The 3,345-nt window shown below is 35.2% G+C and carries 4 protein-coding genes; 1 reads left to right on the top strand and 3 read right to left on the bottom strand.

The features are described 5' to 3' along the window. Positions 1-4: 4 nt before the first annotated feature. Positions 5-97: an IS3 family transposase gene (locus ABC228_RS19105; protein ID WP_427902220.1), complete on the top strand. Its 93-nt coding sequence runs from the start codon at positions 5-7 to the stop codon at positions 95-97. Positions 98-219: 122 nt separating this feature from the next. On the opposite strand, the gene ABC228_RS09255 is transcribed toward ABC228_RS19105, so the two are convergent. From ABC228_RS09255 to ABC228_RS09245, 3 genes are all read right to left on the bottom strand, one after another. Further along, positions 220-675, bottom strand: a complete 456-nt coding sequence (locus ABC228_RS09255) for a YkvA family protein (RefSeq protein WP_345824834.1) — start codon at positions 673-675, stop codon at positions 220-222. 123 nt (positions 676-798) lie between these two features. Continuing rightward, complete coding sequence (locus tag ABC228_RS09250; RefSeq protein WP_345824833.1) at positions 799-1,575, bottom strand: hypothetical protein; 777 nt, start codon at positions 1,573-1,575, stop codon at positions 799-801. A 486-nt stretch (positions 1,576-2,061) separates the two neighbouring features. Beyond that, entirely contained in the window at positions 2,062-2,466 is a 405-nt protein-coding gene (locus ABC228_RS09245; protein WP_345824832.1) for a hypothetical protein, read from the bottom strand. Between the last annotated feature and the right edge of the window lie 879 nt (positions 2,467-3,345).

Raw genomic sequence — 3,345 nt, 5'->3', positions numbered from 1 at the left:
ATATATCTATTGGTACAATCATGAAAGATCAAAAGAAAAATTGACTGGGATGAGTCCGGTTGAATACCGAACTCACTCCAGCCAATTAGCTGCATAATAGAAACTCTAACTTTTGGGGGTAACCACCAATGGGGACGGTTATTTTTTATAAAAGTCATATTTCCTTTCAAGCTAAAGATTATTCAAGAATCTATAAATACCTACCTTCAGGCTAACCCACTAGTCCTTCGGTAGATTATCTTCTTCCCTACTACTATCTCGCCAAGCTCTATACTTTTCCAAGTCATTAGCAATTTGTTTAAATGTAAATGAGATTACAGCAGCATCATCAAACAGCCCTAGTCCAACTATAAAATCTGGCAATAAGTCTACTGGTGATACAAAATAGATGATTGTTGCGATAATCATAATAATGGATTTCTTAGGAATTGCCCGATATTCCCCTTTTCTCCATGAACCAACAAGCTCAAATAATAGTTGAATCTTTTCCCATGCATCTCCTAAAGCAGATTTATTTTTTTCAGACTTCGCTTTTGCATCACGAACAAGCTTTTCCGTTTTCTCATTGTCTGCATAATATTCGTTTGCCTTTGCTTCATATAACTTTGCACCTTCTTGGTAATCTGCTTCACTTTGTTTTTTCTTCCAAAAACGAAATCGATTCTTATCAGCCATTTTGTCACCCCTTATTTTCAATACTTGTACTAATAACATTGTACAATATTTGCGTGACAATAATCGACAGATAGCAAAACATAGAAAGCCACCAAATGTTTATGGTGGCTCTAAAGTTACATACTATTTTGCTTCGAAATTAACTTCATTTAATCCGCTAATTTCAATTTCTTGTCCTTCTTCAAGGGTAACCGTTATCTGTTTAACTCCCATTTCACCTGAAGCATCTAATATTTCATTAGTGGAAGGTAATCCCATTTCATCATAGATAAAGAAATTACCCATGCCACCAGGTGCTGTGACATCGTATCGACCTGGTTCTATATCAAGTCCAACTTCCCAAGAACCTGCAGATAATGTATTGGATAGTGCTGTTTCGGCTGGAGTAAATTTAACTGAATTTAGACCGGAAATTTCAATTTCTTGTCCATCTTCAATATCTGTCGTCACACTTGTTACCCCTAATTCACCAGATGTATCTAGAATTTCATTGACTAATGGCAATCCATCCTCATCATACACAAATAAGTTACCCATTCCATCTCCAGTAATGACATAGCGACCAGCTGGAATGTCGGTTCCTACAGCAAATGTTCCGGCATTAAGCGTAGTTTCTTGAGCTGAAGAATTATCTCGAGTATTCGGCTCTTCTTCCTCCGTTTGCTCTTCATCTGTTTCATCTTCTTCCGCTTCTTGATCATCCGAACCTTTTTCTGTAGTATCCGATTCCTCTTTATCTGCCTCATCTTGTGTTTCTTCAGTACCAGAATCAGCAGTTTCTTTTGGATCTTCTTCATCGCCACCGCCAAATATAGCAATAGCTAATACGACTGCTACAATTGCCCAGAGCCACCATTTCTTATAAAAAGGCTGCTTTGTATCATTTTCTTGATTTGCCATACGTATCATTCCTCCTTCGTGGTGTCAGTATAACATTAATTTAAGTTATTATGAATTCGAGAGGTTTATCGTTTTATATAATGGCTATCCTCTCTTGCTTTAATAGTATTATCAATCTGAAAACAAGCATACAGAATCCAGATAAAATTGATTGCTTTTCATGATTGTTTTTATATTGATATAGCAAAAGCAGAAGGTGCGGTTATGCAAAATAACCCTTATGAGTTAATTCATAACGGGCTGATTTTTGTTATTAAATTTTGAAAAGAGTTAACATGGTTTGACAGGGATTTCTTGAGTATAAACAAGTAGAGGACATACTTCATACAGGCGGATCACAGTAAGAAAGCCTTAAGGTTTGAGGAAAGCAATACTACTCAATTGTATGATGAATGAATCATGTCAAAATTATCACGGAATTATTTCCATGCAATATGTAATTAAGGTCTGATAAATATCTCTTAAAGATATTCTAGTGATCCTTAATTATTTCTTTCTATTACGCAGAATTCTTTTAAATCGCATCAACCGATATTTCCCCATGGAATCAGCGGTTCTTCTGATGGTAGCAATTTCCGTATAGATATAGCGCATTTCCATTGGAGATAAATCCTTGCAAAGCTGATTGGATAGTGAAGTAATCGAATCCAGTTGTACTTCCTTCGCATTCTCTGTTAGCTTGTTACTCCTTTTAATAACAGAAGACAGCTGCACTAAAATATCCTCAGCGAATTTTACGGTATCTGGTCGCTTAATTAATTCACTTATATGTTCTTCTCTTTTTAAATCTTTATATTTTCCAAGCTGGTTCAGATTCTCAACAACTTCATCACTGTAGCTATCCTGTACTTTTTCCCATATGGTCTGTTTATTTTCTCCGCGACGTCCCATGCTAAACCTCCAAGAATATAGAGAATTCTAATTACAACGATAACAAAAAACAACGAAAAAATTAACATGATATTAGTATACTATAAACACCAAATTAATTGGTTAAATTTTCCTAATAACTGTTCGACAAAATGTGCGCACCGAATTTAAGCTTTTTGAACGTCAAATTATTAATGGTATTTCCTTAGGAAAAAATTAGATGTTATTTTCGAAAAAAATCCGAAAATTTTGTTATACATTAATACTAATTGTAAATTTTTGCAAGTACAATATTACAAATTATCTATTTTTCGTAGTTATAAAGTACTAAGGAAAATAATCTAATACGCTTTCTTTCTAATTACCCTATTTTCGATCTATTTTAACTATGAATTCTTTCCTTTAATAAACAAGACCCACTCATCCAAGTTTCGAATTATTCCTCTCTGATTTCCTCCCAAAACATGCATGAGAACCTTCCTCATGCACTTTTCAATCAGAATTTGCTCTCAAAACATACATGAGAGCATCCTTCATGTACTTTTTAACCAGAATTTCCTCTCAAAACATACATGAGAGCATCCCTCATGTACTTTTTAACCAGAATTTCCTCTCAAAACATGCATGACAGCCTCCATCATGCACCTTTCATCTCGATTTTGCGCCTAAAACATACATGAGAACCTCCCTCATGTACTTTTTGACCAAAATTTCCTCTCAAAACATACATGAGAGCATCCCTCATGTACTTTTTAACCAAAATTTCCTCTCAAAACATACATGAGAACCTCCCTCATGCCCTTTCAACCAGATTCTGCTCTCAAAACATACATGAGAACCTCCCTCATGGACTTTTCAACCAGAATCTGTTCTCAAAACATACATGAGAGCCTCCCTCAT

The sequence above is a fragment of the Ornithinibacillus xuwenensis genome (assembly GCF_039614845.1).
Taxonomy (GTDB): Bacteria; Bacillota; Bacilli; order Bacillales; family Amphibacillaceae; genus Ornithinibacillus; species Ornithinibacillus xuwenensis.
This window is presented reverse-complemented; position numbering and strand designations above follow the sequence as displayed.

Excerpts from the sequence above, each read along its gene's own strand:
- ABC228_RS09250 (WP_345824833.1), bottom strand. The coding sequence starts at position 1,575 with ATGGCAAATCAAGAAAATGATACAAAGCAGCCTTTTTATAAGAAATGG.
- ABC228_RS09255 (WP_345824834.1), bottom strand. The coding sequence starts at position 675 with ATGGCTGATAAGAATCGATTTCGTTTTTGGAAGAAAAAACAAAGTGAA.
- ABC228_RS09245 (WP_345824832.1), bottom strand. The coding sequence starts at position 2,466 with ATGGGACGTCGCGGAGAAAATAAACAGACCATATGGGAAAAAGTACAG.